Consider the following 20,842-nt stretch of genomic DNA (forward strand, 5'->3'; position numbering starts at 1 on the left):
TGCGGCTGAAATTGAAGGAATTTGTGTTCTGAGAGGGAATTTATCTCAAGCTTATCTGGCTTTGCCGATAACACCCTCAACACGACGGTGACCGAAATTTTGGTTGCTGTCCAGCTTTGGGTCAAGTTCGGCGGGATCGATGACCGTTCCACGCAAACTCCTGTTCGCGGTCGGGGTCGCGCTCGGTTCGGGTGCGATCGCTGGTTGTGCTGGGACTCCGCCGGCTGATCGGGGGAGTGTTTCGCAAGCGGTCGAAACACGGTTCGGCCAACCGGTCGGCCCCGGTCCGAAACAGAACCTTGTGATTGTCCCCGAGTGGTTGGAACGCGGCGCGCCGCTCACCGAAGAACAAGCGGTGGTGCTCGCACTGTGGAACAACGCGCTGTTCCACGAAACGCTGGTCGAACTCGATCTCACGAAGGCCGATTTGGTTCAGGCCGGGCTGCTCCCGAACCCGGAGTTCGTGTACTACTGGCCCGCCGATGGGAAACCCCTCAAGTACCTTGTGGATTTCCCGCTCGAATCGCTCTGGCTGCGCCCGCTACGCCTCAAAGTAACGGCAGCAGAAAACGAGCGCGCTGCGGCGCGGCTCACGCAGCTCGCGCTCGACCTCATCCGCGACACGCGCCAGTCCTACGCCGACCTGCAACTCGCTCACGAGCGCGTGAAAGTTGCCGAGCGCGCGGTGAAGCTGCGCGAGCGGATTCTGGAACTCGCCGAAGCGCGCCTCAAGGCCGGGGACGCCAGCGCACTCGAAGTGTCCACCGCGCGAATTGACGCCCTCCAAGCGCGACAAGACCTCACGCGCATCAATTTCGATGTTCCCGCGGCTGAAGAGCGCTTGCGGAACTTCACCGGACTTTCGTTGAAAGCCGTCGCGTTGGAGCCCGAGAGTGTGCCGTTCGATGCACAGGTGACGAGTCCTGTCGACTCGCTGGTCGACGAAGCGGTGCAGTCGCGCCCGGACGCACTTGTGGCGGCCCACGCGACTGCCGCCGCCGCAGAACGCTTGCGGGTCGCGCGCCTCGGATGGGTGCGATTCCTGGGGTTACTCGACGCGACGAGCGGGCGCGTGACCGGGCACGAGTTCGGCCTGGCGCTGCGGATGACGGTCCCGATCTTCAACCGCAACCAGGGCGGTATCGCCCGCGCCCAGGCGGAACTCGATCAGTTCGGCCGGCGGCAGCAAACCGTTCAGAACCAGATCGTGCTGGACGTGCGCACCGCGTTCATCCGGTTCCAACAGGCGCGGGCCGAACTGGACGCGCTCCGCACCAAGACGCGGCCGGAAGTGGAAGCCGCGATCAAACGCGCGGAGGCCGCGTTCGAGAAGGGCGGCGTGACGTACCTGTTGGTACTGGAATCGAACCGGCAACTGATCGACACCTACGCCCGCGAAGCCCAACTCCATGCCGATCTCCGGCGCGCCTGGGCCGAGCTGGAACGCAGCGTGGGTCGGCGGCTGAAGTGAGTCCCGCGGATCGAGGCCCTATGAGCGCGCATCATGAGCTACCGTAACGGGTTAATTACGGGAATCTTCGGCACCGCGGTCGCTGCGAGCGCGCTCGGCGCGGCGGGGTGGTTCTTTCTGGTGAAGCCGCAGGAAGCGGCGAAGTCGTCCGCGCCCGGTGTACAGGCGACGGTGCCCAAGCCGTTCAAGGAGGACCAGGGCGCGACGGTCGTGCTCACGGCCGATTCGGAAGCGAAACTGGCGATTCGCACCGCGCCAGTCGAGCGCAAGCCGATGCCGCGGAAGCGCGTGTACGGCGGCGAGGTCATTGTTCCCCCGGGGCGGTCGCTGGTCGTATCGGCCCCGATCGCGGGCACGCTGAAACAGGGGCCGGTTCCGGTCGCGGGGCGCGCGGTCCGCGCGGGCACGCCGGTGTTCCACCTGGTCCCGCTCCTCGATCCGGTCGGGCGCGCGAACCTCACCGCGTCGCGGGTCGATGCCGAGGGGCAGGTGCGCGGGGCCGAGGAGCAGTACAAGCTCACGCGAATCACGTTCGAGCGCGCCAAAGACGTGTTAGCCGGCGGCGCGGGTCGGCAGCGCGACGTGGACGACGCGCAGGCCGCAATGGAAGTCGCGAAGCAGGCACTCGCGGCGGCGACCGCGCGGCGAGAATTACTCGGGAAGGTGCTCGGTGAACTCGATTCCGGGTCCGCGACTCCCATTCCGCTCGAACCGCCCGCGGACGGCGTGCTCCGGAACGTGACCGCGCTGCCGGGGCAAACGGTCCCCGCCGGGGCGCCGGTCTTCGAGGTCGTGAACCTCGATGCCGTGTGGGTTCGCGTTCCGGTGTACGTCGGGGACCGCGACGAGATTGATGTGAGTGCCCCGGCCGGGGTGGGGCCGCTCGCCGCACGCGGCGGGGACGTGATGCGCCCGGCCGAACTGGTTTCCGCCCCGCCGACCGCCAATCCCGTCGCGGGCACGGTCGATCTGTTTTATTCCACGCTCAACCCGGACCCGAACGCGGACCGCTGGCGCGCGGTCGTTGGTGCGGCTGGAGGCGCGCCGATCGCCGCGTTCGCGGGCACGCCGGTCGGTCCCGGTCAGCGGGTCGCGGTGGCGCTCGCGCTCAAAGAACCTGCCGAAGCGCTCACCGTTCCCTGGGCCGCGATCATTTACGATTATCACGGCGGCGCCTGGGTGTACGTCAAAGGCGCGAACTACACGTACACGCGCGAGCGCGTACTCGTGCGGCACGTCAGCGGGGAAACCGCGGTGCTCGCCGAGGGGCCGGCGCCGGGTAAGCAGGTCGTGGTCGCGGGCGCGGCCGAACTGTTCGGCACCGAAACCGGCTTCTCGAAGTAGGACCGAACCCACGAAGGCCCCAACGCCGAACATGCTCACCGCACTCATTTCCAACTCGATCCGGCTGCGCGTCGTCGTCCTGGCCGCGTGCGCGGTGCTCCTCGTGGTGGGGGCACGGGCGGTCCAGCGCGCGCCGCTCGACGTGTTCCCGGAGTTCGCCCCGCCGCTCGTCGAGATCCAGACCGAGGCGCCCGGGCTTTCGACCACCGAAGTCGAATCGCTCGTCACCATGCCCATCGAGAACGCGCTCACCGGCGTCCCGCACGTGAAGGTGGTGCGCTCGAAGTCCGTGTTCGGGCTGTCGCAAGTGGTGCTCGTGCTCGAAGACGGGACCGACCCGCTGAAGGTGCGGCAGATGGTCCAGGAGCGCGTCGCCGCGGTGACGCGGCAGCTCCCGACAGTCGCGCTCCCACCGGTCATCCTGCAACCACTCTCGACCACGAGCCGGGTCATGAAGATCGGGATCTGGTCGGAAACGCTCTCGCAGCGCGATCTGACCGAGGTCGTGATGTGGACCGTGCGCCCCAAACTGATGTCGGTGCCGGGGGTGGCGAACGTCGCGGTGTGGGGGCAGCGCGACAAGCAGTATCAGGTGGTCGTGGACCCGGACGACCTGCGCGCGAACTCCGTCACAATGGAAATGGTGACCCGGGCGAGCACGGACGCGGTGGCCCTGGACGCGGGCGGGTTCGTGGACACGCCGAACCAGCGGCTCCCGGTGCGCCACACACCGTTCGTGCGCGGTGCCGGCGACCTGGGCCGGGTCGTGGTGGACCACCGCGGTGGAACGTCGCTACGCCTCGAAGACGTGGCGAAAGTGCGGATCGGGTCGCCGCCCCCGATTGGCGACGCGGTCATCAACGACGGTCCCGGGATTCTGCTCATCGTCGAGAAGCAGCCCGAAGCGAACACGCTCGAACTCACGCGCAAGGTCGAGGCCGCGATTGAGGCGCTGCGGCCCGGGTTGAAGGGCGTCGAGATCGACCCGACGATCTTTCGCCCGGCGACGTTCATCGAGCGCGCGCTGGAAAACCTGCGCCACGCGCTCCTGATCGGCTGCGCCCTGGTCGCGGTGATCCTCGTCGTGTTCCTGTTCGACTGGCGCACGGCCGTCATCAGCCTCACCGCGATCCCGCTCTCGCTGGTCGCCGCGCTACTCGTGTTCGCGTACTCCGGTGCGACCATCAACACGATGGTGTTAGCCGGGCTGGTGATCGCCCTCGGCGAAGTAGTGGACGACGCGATCATCGACGTGGAGAACATCGACCGCCGGTTGCGCTTGCGGGGCGCAGGTGGGGGCGGTCCGTCGGTGTTCGAGGTGGTGCTCGCCGCTTCGCTCGAAGTCCGGTCGGCGGTGGTGTACGCGAGCATGATCGTGGTGCTCGTGTTCCTTCCGGTGTTCTTCCTCGACGGGCTGGCCGGTTCGTTCTTCCGGCCGCTGGCGCTGGCTTACGTCGTCGCGATCAGTGCGTCGCTGTTCGTCGCTCTCACGGTCACGCCGGCCATGTCGTACATGCTGCTCACGCGCCGCAAACACACCGAAGCACACGACCCGCCCCTCGCGCGCGTGCTGAAGCGCGGGTACCGCGCCGTGTTGCCGGCGTTCGTCGCGCGCCCGTGGGTGTGCCTCAGCGCGCTGGTCGTGGCGTTCGCGGCCACCGCCGCACTCGCGACGCGACTCGGTCAGGAGTTCCTCCCGAACTTCCAGGAAACCGACTTCCTGATGCACTTCGTGGAGAAGCCCGGGACGTCGATCGAGGCGATGCACCGCGTCACCGCGGAGGCGAGCAAGCAGTTGCGCGCGCTCGAAGACGAGAAGGGGACCAAGCTCGTGCGCAACTTCGGGTCGCACATCGGCCGGGCGGAAGTGGCGGACGAACCCGTGGGTCCGAACTTCACCGAGCTGTGGATCAGCATTCCGGACAACGTGGAGTACGGGCCGAGCGTGAAGAAGATCGCGGACGTGGTGTACGCCTACCCGGGCCTGTACCGCGACCTGCTGACGTACCTGCGCGAGCGCATCAAGGAAGTGCTGACCGGCGCGAGCGGGGCCATTGTTGTGCGACTCTACGGCCCGGACCAGGAGGTACTGCGGGCGAAGGCGAAAGAGGTCGAGGCCGCGATGAAGGACGTGCCCGGCGTCACGAACCTGAAGGTGGAACCGCAGGTGCTGGTCGCGCAGATCGAGGTGCGCCCGCGCCCGGACGACCTGGCGAAGTTCGGCCTGACCCCGGGGCACGCGCGCCGGGCCTCCACCGCACTCCTGAAGGGGCTGAAGGTCGGCGAGGTGTACGACGGGCAGAAGAAGTTCGACGTGGTGGTGTGGGGCACGCGCGACGTGCGCACCGACCTGACGGCGATTCAGTCCCTACCGATCGACGTTCAAGCCGGCACGCAGGTGCGATTGAAGGACGTTGCCGATGTCCGCATCGTGTCCGCGCCGAACGAGGTGCGGCGCGAGAACGCGAGCCGCCGGCTCGACGTGACGTGCAACGTGTCCGGGCGCGACCTCGGCTCGGTGGCGCGCGAGATCGAGGAGAACGTGCGCCGGGTACCGTTCGAGCGGGAGTATCACCCGGAGTTCCTGGGCGAGTACCAGGCGCGCCAGGACTCGACCCGGCGTCTGTACGCGCTTTCGGGCCTCGCCCTTATCGGTATCGTGCTGCTCCTGTTCGTCGATTTCGGGGCGTGGCGCCCGACGCTCCTGGTCGCGCTCACGATCCCGTTCGCGCTCGTCGGCGGGGTGGCCGCGGTCGCGCTCACGACCGGCGTGGTGTCACTCGGGTCGATGGTCGGGTTCGTCACGGTGCTGGGCATCGCGGCGCGGAACGGCATCATGCTCGTGAGTCACTTCCGCCACCTCGAAACGGAAGAGGGCGTTCCGTTCGGCGTCGGGCTGATCCTGCGCGGCGCGGAAGAGCGCCTTGCGCCCATTCTCATGACCGCACTCGCGACGGGACTGGCGCTGCTCCCGCTCGCGATTACCGGGAACAAACCGGGCCAGGAAATCGAGTACCCGCTCGCCGTCGTAATCCTCGGTGGGCTCATCACTTCGACGGGGCTGAACCTGTTCCTGCTGCCGTCACTTTATGTGCTTTTCGGGCGGTCCGCGGGGAATGCGGAAGGCGCGTAATTTCGCGCCGGCGGGCCGCTCGTGGGCGTCGGATCACAATTGTATCATTACGCGAGGAAACTGTTGCTCCGCGCCTTTGCGCCCTGGTACACTACTCACTCCTGCCCGCCTCAACCTCCGGCCCGTTTCGGCCCTCCCCGCCGAGGTTCGCATTCATGCGGATTCGTTACGCTCTTTTTGCTCTCGCTGTAACTTCGTTTCCGGTCAGTGCTCGCGCCGATGAACCCGCGAAGGTGAGTTACTTCAAGGACGTGCGCCCGATCTTCCAGCAGCACTGCAACGGCTGCCACCAGCCCGCGAAGCCGCTCGGCGGGTACGTCATGACCACGCACGCCGACCTGCTCAAACCCGGTGATCGCGGAAAGGTCGGCGTCGTCGCGGGGAAGCCCGCGGCCAGCCACCTCGTCGAGCAAATCAAGGTGCTCGACAACGGCAAGGCCGAGATGCCGAAGGGCCGCGACCCGCTCAACCCGATCCAGATCAAACTCATCACGGACTGGATCGCACAGGGGGCGGTCGATGACACCCCCGCGAGCGCGCGGGCCGTTGTGGTCGACGCCTTGAATCCGCCGAAGTATTCCGCCCCGCCGGTCGTGACCGGGCTGGCGTTCTCACCGGACGGCAAGGCACTCGCCACGACCGGCTACCACGAGATCTTGGTCTACGACACCGACGGATACGCGCTCAAGGCGCGACTCATCGGTATTTCAGAGCGCGTGCAGTCGATCGCGTACTCGCCGGACGGCAAGAAGCTCGCGGCGGTCGGCGGCGCCCCCGGGCGCTTCGGTGAAGTACAGGTGTGGAACCCCGAGTCCGAGAAACTCCTGGTTTCCGCGCCGGTCACGTTCGACACGCTCTACGGCGTGAGTTGGTCGCCCGACAGCAAAGCACTCGCGTTCGGCTGCTCGGACAACACCGTTCGCGCCGTGGACGCGACGAGCGGAAAACAGATCCTCCAGATGGGAACGCACTCGGACTGGGTGCTCGGAACCGTCTTCTCGCAGGACGGCCTGCACCTCGTTTCCGTTGGGCGCGACATGAGTATGAAGCTCACCGAAGTCCCCACACAGCGCTTCGTGGACAACGTGACGAGCATCACTCCCGGCGCGCTGAAGGGCGGGTTGATGGCCGTCGACCGCCGGCCGATGAACTCTTCCGCGAAGGTCCGTTTGTGGTCGACGGCCCACACGCTCACGCTGCCGAAGCGCATGCAGAAGGTGCCCGTGGACACGCCCGGCGCGAAGCCGAACGTGTACGACGAGATCATCGCGGCCGGGTCCGACGGGCGCCCGCGCCTCTACAAGATGCACCGCGAGGTGAAGCGCGAGATCGGCGACGACTCGAACAAGGTGCGCGAATATGAAGCCATGCCGGGCCGCATCTCGACGCTCGCGTTCAACTCCGAGGGCACGAAATTCGCCGCCGTCAGCAGCCTCGACGGAAAAGGCGAAGTGCGGGTGTACGATGCGAACACCGGCTCGAAGATCGTGTGCGAAAACGTGACCGGCCCCGTGTACGCGGTCGCGTGGCACCCCGGCGGGGCGGTCATCGCGTCCGCGGGCTTCGACGGCACCGTGTGGCTCCATAACGCGGCGACCGGCAAGCTCCTCCAGAGCTTCGTCGTGCTGCCGAAAAAATGATGCTTCCCCGGGCGCCCGGTCGTATCCCGGCACCGCCCGTATCCCGCCCGTATCCCAGGGCGTTGCCCTGGGCTGGGGAATCTCAGACCTTCGGCCTGAAATACCCGGCACCCGAACGGGTGCGATTCCCCAGCCCAGGGCAACGCCCTGGGATACGGGCGGGGACAACACCCGCGGATGCAACGGGCGCCGATACCAACACCCGTGATGCACCCCATCGGGTGCGATGGGATTCATCCGGAATACGACCCGGGATTCATTCGACCCGACCAAACCAACCCCGCCCGGTCCCCGGGCGTTTAACCGACAACCGACCCCCGAGACCTCTTCCATGAAGCTCTACCGATATATTGCGGCCCTGCTTCTGATCGGCGGTGCGCTGCCGGCCCTCGCGCAAGAGAAGTTGCCTGACGGGGCGAAGGTCACGAAGCTCGACGTGCGTCCCGCGACGATCGAACTGAGCGGGCCGTTCGCGTACTCGCAACTGCTCGTGACCGCGACGCTCGATACCGGCGAAGCCGTCGATGTGACGCGCATCGCGAAAGTGGCTGTGCCAAAAATCGCGGCTGTGAACGCCGGGCTGGTCCGGCCCACCGCCGACGGCGCTGGCGATGTTGAAGTGTCGCTCGCCGGGCTTGCGGCCAAAGTGCCTGTAACCGTGAAGGGATTCGGCGCGGACAAGCCGGTCAGTTTCGTCACCGACGTGCAACCGGTTCTCAGCAAACTCGGGTGCAACGCGGGTACCTGTCACGGCGCGCAAGCCGGTAAGAACGGGTTCAAGCTCTCGCTCCGCGGGTACGACCCGCTGTACGACTTCCGCGCGCTCACGGATGATCTCGAAGGGCGCCGGTTCAACCGCGCCGCACCGGAAAAGAGCCTCATGCTGATGAAACCGGCCGGGGCCGTGCCGCACCAGGGCGGGGTAACGATGACGGCCGGTGACCCGAACTACGAACTCGTGCGCAAGTGGATCTCCCAGGGACTGAAACTCGACCTCGACGCGGTCCGCGTGACGTCGCTCGAGATCTTCCCGAAGAACCCGATCGTCGGGCGTATCGGGCAGAAGCAGCAGTTCGCCGCGGTCGCCACCTACGCCGACGGTCGGCGCCGCGACGTGACCGCCGAAACGTTCATCGAGAGCAGCAACACGGAAGTGGCCACTGTGGACAAGACCGGCGTGGTCGCCACGCTGCGCCGCGGTGAGACCACGATGCTCGCCCGCTACGAGGGGGCCTACGCCGCGAGCACGATCGTCATCATGGGCGACCGCTCGGGCTTCGAGTGGAAACAGCAACCCGTTTACAACTACGTCGACGATCTGGTCGATGTGAAACTGAAGAAGGTCAAGGTTCAGGCCAGCGACCTCGCGGACGACGCCGCGTTCCTGCGCCGCGTGTACCTCGACCTCACGGGTCTACCACCCACGGGCGAGCAGGTACGGCAGTTCATCGCGGACTCCCGCGACGGTCGTGCGAAACGCGAAGCGGTGGTTGATTCGCTCGTCGGCAGCGATGCGTTCGTCGAGCACTGGTCGAACAAATGGGCTGACATGCTGATGGTGAACCGGAAGTTCCTCGGCGACGTCGGCGCGACCGCATTCCGCAAGTGGATCCGCGACGCGGTGGCCGAGAACCGGCCCTACGACAAGTTCGCGTACCAGATCCTCACCGCAACCGGATCGAACGTGGAGAACCCGCCCGGCGCGTACTACAAGACGCTCCGCACGCCCGACGCGGTGATGGAGAACACCACGCAACTGTTCCTCGCGGTACGGTTCAACTGCAACAAGTGCCACGACCACCCGTTCGAGAAGTGGACCCAGGACCAATACTTCAGCCTCGCCGCGTACTTCGCACAGGTCGGCCGCGCGCCGGACCCGAAGTACCGCGGGCAGACGCTCGGCGGTACCGCGGTTGAAGGCGCGAAGCCGCTCGTCGAGGTCATCACCGACCTGAAGTCCGGGGAGATCAAGCACGACCGCACGAGCGAGAACGCGAAGGCGGGCTTCCCGTACTCGGTGTCGGTGCAGCAGCCCGCGGAAGCGTCGCGCCGCGAACAGGTCGCGAAGTGGATCACCGCGTCGCAGAACCAGTATTTCGCGAAGAGCTACGTGAACCGGGTGTGGAGCTACCTGCTCGGCGTCGGCATCATCGAGCCGGTGGACGACATCCGCGCCGGGAACCCGCCGACCAACCCGGAACTGCTCGACAAACTGACCGCGGACTTCGTGGCGAGCGGGTTCGACACGCAGAAACTCATCAAGACGATCTGCAAGAGCCGCACGTACCAGCTCTCGCTCGCGACGAACCGGTGGAACAAGGACGACGAAATCAACTACTCCCACGCACTGGCGCGGCGGCTCCCGGCCGAGGTGCTGTTCGACACGATCCACCGCGCCACCGGCTCGCAGTCGCGGTTGCCGGGCCTGCCCGCGGGCGCCCGGGCCGCGCAACTACTCGACAGTAATGTGGAACTGCCAGGGGGGTTCCTCGACATTTTCAACAAGCCGGTGCGCGAGACTTCGTGTGAGTGCGAGCGCGGCACCGGGCTGAACATCGGCCCGATCATGGCGATGGTGAACGGCCCCGTTGTGGGGGACGCCATCAAAGACCCGAACAACCGGCTGAACAAACTCGTTCTCGCCGAGAAGGACGACGCGAAAGTGGCCGACGAGATCTATCTCGCGGTGTTGAACCGACTCCCGTCTACGGCAGAACGCAAGGCCGCGATCGCCGCGATCCGGGCCGCTGCCACCGACCACGCGGCGCAGCTCGCGGAGTACAAGCCGAAGCTGGACGCCTTCAACACGTACAAGGCAACGCTCGATGCGAAACAGGCCGCCTGGGAAGAATCGCTGAAGGCCCAGAAACCGACCGCGTGGACGCCGCTCGAAATTCGCCGGGCACAGGCCCAGATGCCCGACACGAAATTGGTGGTCAACAAGGACGGTTCGATTCTCGTGGGCGGGAAGGTTCCCGACACCGACCTCTACACGATTCACGGCCTCACCGGGATCGATAAGCCGATCACCGCGTTGCGGCTCGATGTGCTCTCCGACCCGAAGCTGCCCGCGAAGGGACCGGGACGGGCGGAGAACGGGAACTTCGTGCTCAACGAGTTCCGCCTGACGTACAAGACGTTCGACAAGACGGACGCACCCGCCACGGCGATCAAGCTGAAGGCGCTCGCGGCGATCTTCTCGCAGGAGACGTTCCCGGTCGCGAACGCGGTGGACGGGAACCCCGGCACCGGTTGGGCCACCGCGCCGCGGCTCGGCGTGGATAACGCGGCGCTCTTCAAGTTCGACAAGCCGGTGAGTGACCCGGCCGGCGGGTACTTCACTGCGGTCCTCGACCAGCGGTACGGCGGGCAGCACACCATCGGCAAGTTCCGACTGTCGGTGACGACGGACCCGAACCCGAAGCTGCAAAGTTCGGTGAGCCCGGCCCAACTCGCGCTGCTCGAAACGCCGCTCGACAAGCGGACCCCGGCTCAGAAGGACGCGCTTCGGCAAATGTACCTGGCCCAGGACAAGGAGTACGCCCGGCTCGCGGCCGAAACCGCGAACGCTCCGCCCGCCGACGCCCGCGTGCTGGGCGCCCAAGACCTTGTTTGGGCGCTCATTAACAACCCGGCGTTCCTGTTCAACCACTAATCGGATCGCGTTTGATTTTCTCACAGGGGACGGTTCCGTTGATCGAGTTCGACTCGGTCGGCGGAACCGTCCTGCATTTCAGGCCTGGCGTTCGGAACCGGGTATCATTGTGGTACTCCGGTTCCGAGGGGTGTGTGATGAAGGCGAGCGAGCTGAAAGTTGGTGATCGGATCAGAATTACGGGAGTTCCGAGCGTCGGGATACCGGGTTATCAGATCCACGCGGAGACGGTGCGCGTTTACAAAAAGCTGGTCGCTCGAGGGCGGGCGGTTCGCATTTATGAGATCGATGAATACGGTGCGCCCTGGTTCGCCTGTCGATTTCGCACAAGGGGCAAGAAGTGGGAGCAACATTTTCTTGCGGTGGACGACGCGGACAAGAACTGGGTTCCCGTGACCCGAAGGAGCAGAGCTTCGGATCAGAAGTCAGCGATGTAGCGAACCACAGTGATGGAGAGCGCCTCTGACTGAAACTACTTCTTGTTGGTGGTGGAGACGGTGCGGAGGGATCAATGGCTTTCGGTAAAAAGGGTTGGAGGCGAATCGTCGTCGGGAATCAGGTCTACTACTGGCAGCCGGTCGAAGCCGACTGGTGGCTGGGAACCCCTCAACCCAACATTCTCTGCGCTCGGCCCGAACACGAATCCCACCGTCTGCTCACCGTTACGTGTGGGATGTGCAACAACCAAACTTTGGGGTTTAACTGGCGCGTGACCCCAAATATCGCTCGCGTTTGCGTCGAGTCGGCTACTGCGTCCGGGTGGCTCGGCGCGCGCCCCAAACTGCGATCGGTTCTGTTCGGCTCACTTCGTTCTGTTATCGTGCAACCGTTCTGGCTCACGACCACGGTTCGCACTCTGGTCGAAGGATTTTATGCCGGCACTACTTTCGACCAATTGCCGATTCTGGCTGACGCCCTTCAAGACGCGGGTTGCAACAGCGATGACATTCTGAATCACCTTCGCAGCCCCGGCCCGCACGTGGGTGATTGTTGGGCGCAGGATCTGTTACTGAATTCGCTCATTGGTCATTAACAATTTTCCACCACGTAAGTTTACCACAGCAGAGCAGAACAACGCCCCCGCCGCCCGGCCGCCGCTCCTCAACGCCGACCCGAGCCGTGTCGATCGCCACCGCTGATCCCCGAGTGCTCTCTCCGATCACCCGGGTCACCGGCGGCGGGGGCGCTTCGCGGTCAGGCGAAGATTTCCTTCGCCACGGTCCCCTTCACGTCGGTCAGCCTGAAGTCGCGCCCGGCGTACTTGTAGGTCAACTTCTCGTGGTCAAGGCCCATGAGTGCCAGCAGCGTCGCGTGGAAGTCGTTCGTGTGCATGCGCCCCTCAACGGCCTTGATGCCGTACTCGTCGGTCGCGCCGTAGGTGACACCCTTCTTCACGCCCGCGCCGGTCAGGAACATCGGATAGCCGGTGATGTTGTGGTCGCGCCCGTCCGCTCCCTGCGACGTCGGCAGACGGCCGAACTCGCTCCCGAACAGTACGAGCGTGTCTTCCAGTAGCCCACGTGATTCCAGATCAGAGAGCAATGCCGCGGTCGGCTGGTCCACGGACCCGCACCGGTCGATCATGCCCTTGTGCAAGTTGTTGTGGTGGTCCCACCCCGGCTGGCAGATCTCCACGAACCGCACCCCGGCCTCGCTCAGGCGCCGGGCCATCACGCACTGCCGCGCGAACGCACCCCCGGGGCCGTCCTTCACGCCGTAGGCTTCGAGCACTTTTTTCGGCTCTTTGGAGATGTCGAGCAGCTCCGGCACCTTGCCCTGCATCTTGAACGCCAGCTCGAACGACTCGATCACACCGTCCACCGCGTCAGGGGCGCCGGACGTGGCCGCGAGGTCGCGGTTCATGTTCTGGATCAGGTCGATCTGCTTGCGCTGGAGATCGTTCGCGGCGGTCGCCTTCAGGTTGGGGAGGTAGCCCACGTCGTTGATGCGCGTGCCCTGGAAGTGCGCCGGGAGGAACGCGCTGCCGTAGTTCACCGCCCCGCCGAAGTTCGGCGGCGGGTTGATCGTGACGTACCCGGGCAGGTCCGCGTTCTCGCTGCCGAGGCCGTACAGCAGCCACGCGCCCATGCTCGGCCGCGTCAGGGCCGCGTTCGCACTACCGGTGTGCAGCTGTACCACGGCTTGCGGGTGCGCCGGGGTATCGGTGTGCAACCCGCGGAGCCACGTCAGCTTGTCCGCGTGCTTGGCCAGGTTCGGGAGTAGTTCCGAGAACCACGATCCCGTCTGGCCGTGTTGCGCGAACTTGAATTTCGATGCCGTGAGAGTGCCGCCCCCGGGACCGGGCTTGCCGTTGTCCTTCACGAGTTGGGGCTTGTAGTCGAACGTGTCGTGGTGCGACATCGCCCCGTTCATGTGGACGAAGATCAGGCGCTTGGCTTTAGCCTTGAAGTGCGGCTCCTTTGGCGCGAGCGGCTTCGGTGCAGCCTTGTCCGCAGCATGGGTGGATTCACCGAGCAGGCCCGCGAGGGCGAGGTAGCCGAAGCCCGCGCCGGCAGACTTCAGTGCCTGGCGGCGCGAAAAGGGAGCGTATGGTGCGTGGGTCACGAGTAAGTTCCTTGCTGAATGTTTTGTTTTGGATTCACTTCAGTATTTGGTGGCACAGGCCTCTGGCCTGTGGAATCGCAACACAGGCCAGAGGCCTGTGCCACGAGCAAGAGACAAATTCGAGCCGTTAGCGCACGTACCGGAACTCGGCACTGGCGAAGAGGGCTTGTGTGAGGGCCATCCACGCGGCGGTTTTCGCGTCCTTCGGCTGGACCGATTCTTCGGTGACCACTTCGCCGGTCTGGTCGATCTGGTCCGGGTCGAGCGGCGGTTCTTCTTGCTTGGAACCTTCCGTGGGCTTGGGCTTCTTCGGCGAGACGACGGCCTTCGGCGGGTTGGCACGGTACACCGACTCGTATTCGCCCACGAACGCCTTCGCCCGGTCGATTTCCTTGTCGGTCGGGTTGCGGCCCAGTGCGAGCTGGTACGCCGCCTTCACGCGGTCGTCGTCGGTCGCGTCCTTGGACTTCAGCACGCGCTCGGCGAAGCTGATCGCCTGCTTACGCACGAACGTCGAGTTCAGCAGGAATAGCGACTGCCCCGGAACCGTGGTCGTGTCGCGAGTACCGCTCACGAGCGTCTGGTCCACCGGGTCGAAGGCTTCGAGTGCGTGCGGCGTGACCCCACGGAGCAGTGGCAGGTACACGCTGCGGTACCGCGCGGCGTCGGCCTGTTCGTTGATCGTCTTCGCTTCCGGGCCGTTGTCGCGCATCTCCACCATGCGGAGCGCCTTGGCCGACGAGCCTTCAGGCCGCTTGGCGTCGAGTGTGCCGGCGGCGGCCAGCGTCGCGTCGCGGACCTCTTCGGCGCTGAGCCGGCGCGGGGCATGCCGCCACACGAGGCGGTTTGCGGGGTCAGTGGTGCGGTGCGCTTCGGTCGCTTCCGAACCCAACTGGTACGCGCGAGTGAGCACGAGCTGGCGCACCAGCTTCTTCACGCTCCAGTCGTCGGCGATGAAGCGGTTCGCCAGGTGGTCGAGCAGTTCCGGGTGCGTGGGCGTATCGCCGGTCACGCCGAAGTTGTCGACCGTGTTCACGATCCCGGAGCCGAACAGGTGCTGCCACACGCGATTCACAGCGACGCGCGGGGTGAGCGGGTTCTTCGGGCTGGTGAGCCACTGCGCCAGTTCGAGCCGGCCGCTCTGCTTCGGGTTCACCTTCGGGGCGCCGGGCACCTCGAACGTGCTAAGGAACCCACGCGGTACAGTCGGGCCGAGCTTCTCGGCTTCCCCACGCAGACGCACTTCCGTATCCGCGATCACTTGAGCGTCGCGTGCGCCGTGGACCGCGTGCCCGCGTGCGGCCGGGTCCGTGAGCGAGTTCAGTTCCGCTTGAAGCCCCTCGTACTTGAGCCGGAACGGGCGCTGGGTTGGCTGGCCGTTGGCCGCGATCTTCAGGCCCTCGGGCGTTCCGCGGATTCCGTCCCAAGCCTTCTTCGCTTCGGCGACCTGGGCCGTGAGCTTCTTGACCTTCTCCGGGTCGGCCGGCGGGAGTTCGCCGCTCAACTTCACAAGGTTTGCGGGGACGTAATAAGCCAGTCCCGCGCCGCCCATCTGGTTCCGCACCCCGGCCGCGTTGTCGGTGCTGGTGAAGATCCCCGCGAGGGCGTAGTAATCGACCTGCGAGATCGGGTCGAACTTGTGGTCGTGGCACCGGGCGCACGAAACGGTTAGCCCGATCACGGACCGCGTCACGGCGTCGATCTGCTCGTCCACGTTGTCCATCACGAACCGGACCTTGAACCGCTGGTTTACGTCCTTTACGCCGAGTGCGAGAAGCCCGGTCGCGGTGAGTTGGCGGTCGCGCTCGTCATTGTTGGCTGCGGGGAGCAGATCCCCGGCGATTTGCTCCTTGATGAAGCGGTCGAAGGGCACGTCTGCATTCACGGCGTCAATGACGTAGTCGCGGTACTTCCAGGCGTGCGGGTACGGGATGTTGCGGCTCGGCCCGGTGCTCTCGCCGTAGCGGGCCACGTCGAGCCAGTGCCGTCCCCAGCGTTCGCCAAACGCGCTCGACGCGAGCAGCCGGTCCACGACCTTCTCGAATGCCTTCGGGCTATTGTCCTTCAGGAACGCTTCGATTTCAGCCTGCGTCGGCGGGAGGCCCGTGAGGTCGAACGTGACGCGACGCAGCAGCGTGAGCTTGTCCGCGTCGCCGACCGGCTTCAGCCCCTTCGCTTCGAGCTTCGCGAGGAGGAACCGGTCCACGTCGTCCCGCGCCCACGCCGCGTCGTTGACTGCGGGTGTTGTGGGCTTCGTCAGCGGCTGCCAGGCCCAGTGCTCCTTTTTGAGCTTCTCGTACTCGGGCTTGGCCTTACCGAGTGACGTGGGGACGCGGAGCGCGGGCCACGCGGCGCCGTCCTTGATCCACTTCGTCAGCGTCGCGACTTGCTCCTCCGTGAGATGCTTCCCCTCGATCGGCATCCGGCGCTTCTCGTTCTTCTGCGTGACGCGCGTGATGAGCAGGCTCTTAGCGGGGTCACCGGGCACGACGGCCGCGCCGGTATTTCCGCCGGTAAGAAGGCCGTTACGATCGTCCACGCGCAGTCCGCCGGCCGGCTTCGTATCGGCCGAGTGGCACTGGTTGCAGTGGCCCGTGAGGATCGGCCGGACCTTCTTCTCGAAGAACTCGACCTTGGCCGGGTCCGGGGCCGCGGGGGGCGCCGGCTCCCGGCTCGTCGCGAACCCCGCGAACGTCAGGATGACGAGCGGGGCCAGATGTTTGGGACCGAATCTCATGTGCGAATCCGATGGCGGTTATTGTTGATAGTCGGCTTGTTTCGTTGGCATCATCCGAAGGCTACAGCGAACCCGAATCTGGGCGCCGCGGGCACACTCGAACCGGCCGGCGTGATTTCCGCCGTAGCACGACGCAAGGCGCTGACGGCTTGCGGCACGTCGACGAGTCCGGCCCACCCGATGAGGTTCGCGTCGGCCGTTCCCCAACCAGCACGCGGGTGACACCCGATCCAGAAATCGCCCGGCCACGGACTCGTGCGGTCGTCGGCCACGTCCAGAGCGAACCGGGCCGCGATGCGGTCGAGGGTCGCGCGGAACGGGCAATCGTCCTCGAAAACGAGACGGGTCACGTCCAGCACTTCGTCCTGCCAGGTCACCTGAATCACGGGTCACTCCCGAATACGTGCGTGTTCGTTGATCGTCGGTGCGTTAGCGCGGGGACAGTTCCAGGTTCACGTCGCCGGTCGCCGGCACCTTGAGTGAGAGGCCCGATGACTCGAACTTGAAGTGCCGGGCCGCGATCGGCGGTTTCTTCAGCTTCGTGCCGTTGTCGTCCTCGTCGGCCGGGAGGATGCGCACCTGATACTGCCCCTCCTTTGCGCCCTTGAGAACCACCCCGGCGTGCAGCGTTTCCAGTGAAAACGTGCCATCCGGTCCGATGACACCCGCGGCCCGCACGGTCGGGTCGGTGGCGAGGGCGACCTCGATGTGGTGCCCGGCCAGTTTCTGGGTATCCCCGCCAACGAGAGCCACTTTCCCACTCACCGAGTACGTCTTCGGTGAGTTGCCGTTGCACCCGGCGAGCACGAACAGCCCGAGCGCCGCGGCGATGATCCGGTGCGTCTTCATGGGAATCTCCTGATCGGGCCGCGGTTAGTAATTCGGGACCACTTCGCCGCTCGCTCGTGTCACGAGTGCGGTGAGCACGTCCACGGGGGTGCTGGTCCGCAGCGAACGGACGCTCCCGTCCACGAACACGAAGTTGGTGACGCCCGGGTGCGGCCCACCGAAGCTGCTATTGGCGAAGGGGAGGTTCTGGTTATCGGGCGGCAGGAGCGGGCGCGAGTCCCCGTTCACGCTGCTGACGCCCATCATCCGGCGCGTGTTGTTGCGGTTCCCGCCAAACACGCTCCGGTCCTCGTTTTTCCCACGAAGCGAGTTCGGGCGGATCGACTTCTCCCCGAACATCGTGGTGTTGCTCGTGCCGTCGGTGACGCTCCCGAAGTTGGTCTGGCTCGACCACTTGGTGACGTACACGCGCCCGGCCGAATCGGTCGCGACGTAGGGTACGTTCGGGATGATGGCCCCGGTGGACGAGGTGTACGCGGCGTGCGTGCCGAAGCTCGCGGCGTAGTCCGTCAGCGCGGCCCCTTCCGTTCGGAAGTCGCTCACGCTCAGCACCGCCGCCGGGCGCGACGGGCACAGGTAGATCTTGATCTGGGTCTGAACGGCCGCGAGCGGCTGCTCGGACGCGACGTACCGGATGTCCCACAGGTTGTACTGGGCGGTTTGTTCGATGTACGGCAGCAGGAGCGCGCCCCACGTCGCCCACCCGTCCAGCTTTTCGGAGTTGTCGCCGATGAACGCCGGAGGAAGGAACTGGTACGAGTCGTGGAAGTTGTGCGCGGCCAGCCCGATCTGCTTCAAGTTGTTCTGGCACTGGAGCCGCGCCGCGGCTTCGCGCACCTTCTGCACGGCCGGGAGGAGCAATCCGATGAGGATCGCGATGATGGCAATTACGACCAGCAATTCGATCAGCGTGAACCCACGCGGAGTAGCATTACGTTTCACTGACAGACTCCGTTTCGCGACAACTCGTCGTCTGCGAATTGAATTCGCACGCACGGTTGTTTGGTACTCCCGAACGAAGCACCACGCTTCGGCCAGGAGGAACGAAATAACGAACGGAGAGAGACGTGATCGACAGCCCCAGGAACCACATTCCGGGTCGGGAAACTACTCCCGAATTCCGAACCGCGTTTCCTGCCAGGGTGCTCGATTGAGGAGATCGGTGCCCCTGTGAGGATTTAATATTTCAATATCCATCGCCATTGTCAAGTTTATTTTCGGCTCGTTTTTCAATGTTCTTGAGGAATTATCACTAATCAAGTGTTCGGAATGTTATTTTGCTGGGGAGAATTGAGATCGCGCGTCAGAGGAAAATCGCACAGGGCGAAAACGCCACGCGCTCTGTGCTTGCGACGCGCTCGGAATCAGTCACGCTGAGATCGGGAGGAACGAGATGACCGAAGCGAAGTGGCTCGCATGCGTAGAGCCAGAACCGATGCTGGAGTTTTTGTTGGGTAGGGCAAGTGATCGGAAATTGCGATTATTCGGTGTGGCGTGCTGCCGACGGATTTGGTCACTCATTTCCAACGACGGGAGCCGAAACTCAATTGAGACCGAGGAGCGCTTTCAGGACGGTTCGGCTAGCTCAGCAGAACGGTCGGCGGCTCGTGCCGTAGCTCAGACGGCGTGTCGGATCGTCTCTTCCTGCAATTCCTACCGGGAACCGCGGGTGTTTGCGATTCGAGCGGCCTATCACGTATCCTCAAAAGGGCGGGTTGCCGTCCGCCATATCGCGGACAACGCGGCTCGTGCTCGGGCTGTTTCTACGGGGCCGACCGATCCGTGGAAGATTTATAAAAGGGCGGCTCTGCACGACGAAATGCTTGAACAATGTGGTTTACTTCGTGACATCTTCGAGAACCCGTTCCGCACCGTGTCGTTCTCCCCCGATTGGTGCACCTCCACAGCCGTCGCGCTGGCGGCGCAGATGTACGAGTCGCGAGACTTCGGCGCGATGCCGATCCTGGCCGATGCGCTCCAGGACGCGGGTTGCGACAATGCCGATGTGCTGGACCACTGCCGCGACGCCAACGTGCCGCATGTGCGCGGGTGCTGGGTCGCGGATCTGGTGTTGGGGAGGGAATAGGCGGTAAAAGAGAAGGGTGGGCACGCAGTTGAAAATATATTGGGTTCGGACGTCTACGAGTGGTTGATGACCGCGTACCGCGAGCGCGGGGCGTCTCTGGAGGCACAGAAGGCGATTGTGTATTCGACGGATTTCTGATCGGACCCATTGGACCGGGTTTCGAGAAATCTTGTGGGCGTTTGTTGGGTCATCGGCTTATAAGAGATCGAGGTGCGAACTTGCCTCGCCTTGATCGGTCGCACCTTACGGTCATTGAGATTCTCGGTGGCATGAACGGGCTTCCCAGTGAACAGGGCCAGGCCCGCACAGCGCGCAGGGCGTGATCTCGAACGGCGCGAAGTTGTTCAGCGCCGCCCGGTCAGCAGGTCCACAATGCATCACTCACGGAACCAACCGAGCGTTCACGAAAGGGAGACGTTGTGGTAGACGTCCTGCACGTCATCACAATCGGTTAGCATGCCCAGGAATTTCTCGAACAGGGCCAGTTCGTCCCCGCTGAGCTGTTTCGTTTCCCGCGGAAGGAACGTGATTTCCTGGACATCGAACTCAAGGTCGGGGAACGCTTCGTGCAATGCGGTTTTGGCTTTGTAGAACTCGGCGGGGGGCGCGAAGACTGTAACGGTGCCGTCCTTACTTTCGATCTCTTCGACGGCGACGTCCGCCGCGAACATGGCTTCCAGCACTTTCTCTTCGTTGCTACCGGCGAAGGAAATTACGGCCAAATGATCGAACAGCATCACCACAGATCCACTGGCCGACAGTTTGGAGCCGGTCTTGGTGAAGCAACTGCGGACGTCGGAGATCGTGCGCGTATTGTTGTCGGTCAAGCAGTCGATGATGACGAGCGAGCCGCCGGGACCGAACCCCTCGTAACGCGCCGACTGGTAGCTCTCCCCCCCCGCGCCCGCGGCTTTCTGAATCGCCTTTTCGATCACGTGGCTCGGCACGTTGTCGCGCTTGGCTCTGTCAATGATGCTGCGCAGAACCGGATTGGCGTGCGGGTCGGGTACGCCGTTCTTGGCCGCCACGTACAGTTGCTTGCTGTACTTGGAATAGACCTTCGAGTTCTGAGCGGCGGTCTTGAAGATCGAGTATTTGCGCTTCTCGAAAATTCGTCCCATTTGAAGTCTCCCTCTCCACGTTTTCAAAGGAGCCGGTTCGCGGGGCGACCGGATGGTGGTACTCGTTGCTGTCGGCCGCGTTTGCTCGCGTGCGACTGCTTCTTTCGCCGAATGGTGCGGTATCAGCCCCTCTCAACCGCCGATCGAATACGTTTACTTCACCTGAATCAATGCTCGCCGCACTGCAAAGTCATTCTTGGGTTTAAAATACCGAATCACGAGCCTTTTTCCTCCGCCGTTA

14 protein-coding genes are annotated in these 20,842 nt (G+C 64.6%); 8 read left to right on the forward strand and 6 right to left on the reverse strand.

Features of this window, described 5'->3' with window-relative positions:
* Positions 1-139: 139 nt before the first annotated feature.
* The 7 genes from VT84_RS12560 (at position 140) to VT84_RS12590 (ending at position 12,276) form a co-directional block, all read left to right on the forward strand.
* The gene (locus VT84_RS12560) at positions 140-1,471 is read left to right on the forward strand and encodes a TolC family protein (RefSeq protein ID WP_082839770.1); all 1,332 of its coding nucleotides are present in this window, start codon (positions 140-142) and stop codon (positions 1,469-1,471) included.
* Between the two features lie 33 nt (positions 1,472-1,504).
* The gene (locus tag VT84_RS12565) at positions 1,505-2,815 is read left to right on the forward strand and encodes an efflux RND transporter periplasmic adaptor subunit (protein ID WP_082839771.1); all 1,311 of its coding nucleotides are present in this window, start codon (positions 1,505-1,507) and stop codon (positions 2,813-2,815) included.
* 31 nt (positions 2,816-2,846) lie between these two features.
* Positions 2,847-5,948 (forward strand): efflux RND transporter permease subunit, encoded by a 3,102-nt coding sequence (locus tag VT84_RS12570; protein WP_082839772.1) that lies wholly within the window; start codon positions 2,847-2,849, stop codon positions 5,946-5,948.
* Between the two features lie 155 nt (positions 5,949-6,103).
* Positions 6,104-7,588: a c-type cytochrome domain-containing protein gene (locus VT84_RS12575; RefSeq protein WP_239465826.1), complete on the forward strand. Its 1,485-nt coding sequence runs from the start codon at positions 6,104-6,106 to the stop codon at positions 7,586-7,588.
* Positions 7,589-7,919: 331 nt separating this feature from the next.
* Complete coding sequence (locus VT84_RS12580; RefSeq protein ID WP_082839773.1) at positions 7,920-11,243, forward strand: DUF1549 domain-containing protein; 3,324 nt, start codon at positions 7,920-7,922, stop codon at positions 11,241-11,243.
* Between the two features lie 134 nt (positions 11,244-11,377).
* The gene (locus tag VT84_RS12585) at positions 11,378-11,680 is read left to right on the forward strand and encodes a hypothetical protein (protein ID WP_157469466.1); all 303 of its coding nucleotides are present in this window, start codon (positions 11,378-11,380) and stop codon (positions 11,678-11,680) included.
* Positions 11,681-11,754: 74 nt separating this feature from the next.
* A complete protein-coding gene (locus tag VT84_RS12590; protein WP_052558520.1) occupies positions 11,755-12,276 on the forward strand; it encodes a hypothetical protein in 522 nt (173 codons plus the stop codon).
* 161 nt (positions 12,277-12,437) lie between these two features.
* Here the strand turns inward: VT84_RS12590 and VT84_RS12595 are convergent, their stop codons facing one another.
* The 5 genes from VT84_RS12595 to VT84_RS12615 form a co-directional block, all read right to left on the reverse strand.
* Complete coding sequence (locus tag VT84_RS12595) at positions 12,438-13,808, reverse strand: DUF1501 domain-containing protein (protein WP_082839774.1); 1,371 nt, start codon at positions 13,806-13,808, stop codon at positions 12,438-12,440.
* A gap of 127 nt (positions 13,809-13,935) precedes the next feature.
* On the reverse strand, positions 13,936-16,545 hold the full coding sequence (locus VT84_RS12600) for a PSD1 and planctomycete cytochrome C domain-containing protein (RefSeq protein ID WP_082839775.1): 2,610 nt from the start codon (positions 16,543-16,545) through the stop codon (positions 13,936-13,938).
* A gap of 50 nt (positions 16,546-16,595) precedes the next feature.
* The gene (locus VT84_RS12605) at positions 16,596-16,931 is read right to left on the reverse strand and encodes a hypothetical protein (RefSeq protein ID WP_052558513.1); all 336 of its coding nucleotides are present in this window, start codon (positions 16,929-16,931) and stop codon (positions 16,596-16,598) included.
* A 43-nt stretch (positions 16,932-16,974) separates the two neighbouring features.
* Positions 16,975-17,394 carry a hypothetical protein gene (locus VT84_RS12610; protein ID WP_052558512.1) on the reverse strand — a complete coding sequence of 140 codons (420 nt, stop codon included), beginning with the start codon at positions 17,392-17,394 and terminating at the stop codon, positions 16,975-16,977.
* 24 nt (positions 17,395-17,418) lie between these two features.
* The gene (locus VT84_RS12615; protein WP_157469467.1) at positions 17,419-18,336 is read right to left on the reverse strand and encodes a DUF1559 domain-containing protein; all 918 of its coding nucleotides are present in this window, start codon (positions 18,334-18,336) and stop codon (positions 17,419-17,421) included.
* A gap of 451 nt (positions 18,337-18,787) precedes the next feature.
* Between VT84_RS12615 and VT84_RS40785 the strand changes: the two genes are divergently transcribed.
* Positions 18,788-19,480, forward strand: a complete 693-nt coding sequence (locus VT84_RS40785) for a hypothetical protein (protein ID WP_239465827.1) — start codon at positions 18,788-18,790, stop codon at positions 19,478-19,480.
* A 401-nt stretch (positions 19,481-19,881) separates the two neighbouring features.
* Here the strand turns inward: VT84_RS40785 and VT84_RS12625 are convergent, their stop codons facing one another.
* Entirely contained in the window at positions 19,882-20,601 is a 720-nt protein-coding gene (locus tag VT84_RS12625; protein WP_082839776.1) for a YebC/PmpR family DNA-binding transcriptional regulator, read from the reverse strand.
* Between the last annotated feature and the right edge of the window lie 241 nt (positions 20,602-20,842).

The sequence above is a fragment of the Gemmata sp. SH-PL17 genome, assembly GCF_001610855.1.
Classification (GTDB): domain Bacteria; phylum Planctomycetota; class Planctomycetia; order Gemmatales; family Gemmataceae; genus Gemmata; species Gemmata massiliana.